1 rRNA gene and 1 pseudogene are annotated in these 1,170 nt (G+C 69.9%); both read left to right on the forward strand.

Features of this window, described 5'->3' with window-relative positions:
• A 5S ribosomal RNA gene (gene rrf, locus ACIO5D_RS36000) occupies positions 1-87 on the forward strand; the annotation flags it as partial.
• A 326-nt stretch (positions 88-413) separates the two neighbouring features.
• A pseudogene (locus tag ACIO5D_RS36005) lies at positions 414-1,170 on the forward strand (tetratricopeptide repeat protein); the annotation flags it as partial.

The following is a 1,170-nucleotide window of genomic DNA, read 5'->3' on the forward strand; positions in this document are numbered from 1 at the left end:
GGTTACATTCCGAACCCGGAAGCTAAGCCTCACAGCGCCGATGGTACTGCAGGGGGGACCCTGTGGGAGAGTAGGACGCCGCCGAACAATTATTCAAGGCCGCGGCCCCAGCGATTCGCTGGGGCCGCGGCCTTTTTGTGTTTTGCGAACATGTGCAGTGCCGGCACACCAGGGACTTTCGCCCAGACGCGAGGTCTCCCGGGATGTCGGACAATGGAGATGGTGCCCGGCCAGGAGGCCGGCATCGAACCGCGTGAGGGCAGTCGTGTCGCCCGGTCCGCGGTGGAGCTGAAGCAGCAGAAGGAGTCACCACAATGTCGAACCAGCCCCAGGACCGTCCCGAGCGTCGATCGGACGACGGCCGCGGCTACGAGCCCCGGTCTCGCGGGGGCTGGTCCAACGACCGTGGTCCGCGTCGCGACGACCGTGACGACCGCCCGCGTCGTGACGACCGCCCCTCCGGCGGCGGCGGTTTCCGTCGTGACGACCGTCCCTCCGGTGGTGGTTTCAACCGGGACCGTGACGACCGTGGCGGCGCCCGTCGCGATGACCGCCCCTCGGGTGGTGGTTTCAACCGGGACCGTGACGACCGTGGCGGCGCCCGTCGTGACGACCGTCCGTCCGGTGGCGGTTTCCGTCGTGACGACCGCCCCTCGGGTGGCGGTTTCAACCGGGACCGTGACGACCGCGGTGGCTTCCGTCGCGACGACCGTCCCTCCGGCGGTTTCAACCGGGACCGTGACGACCGTGGCGGCGCCCGTCGCGATGACCGTCCCTCCGGCGGTTTCCGCCGCGATGACCGCCCCTCCGGCGGCGGTTTCCGTCGTGACGACCGTCCGTCCGGTGGTGGTTTCAACCGGGACCGTGACGACCGTGGCGGCGCCCGTCGCGATGACCGTCCGTCCGGTGGTGGTTTCAACCGGGACCGTGACGACCGTGGCGGCGCCCGTCGCGATGACCGTCCCTCCGGCGGTTTCAACCGCGACCGTGACGACCGCGGTGGTTTCCGTCGTGACGACCGTCCGTCCGGCGGTGGTTTCCGTCGTGACGACCGTCCCTCCGGTGGTGGTTTCCGTCGTGACGACCGCCCGTCCGGTGGTGGTGGTTTCCGTCGCGATGACCGTCCCTCCGGCGGCTACAGCCGCGACCGTGACGACCGTGGCGGCATAC

Source organism: Kitasatospora sp. NPDC087315 (genome assembly GCF_044744345.1).
Taxonomy (GTDB): Bacteria; Actinomycetota; Actinomycetes; order Streptomycetales; family Streptomycetaceae; genus Kitasatospora.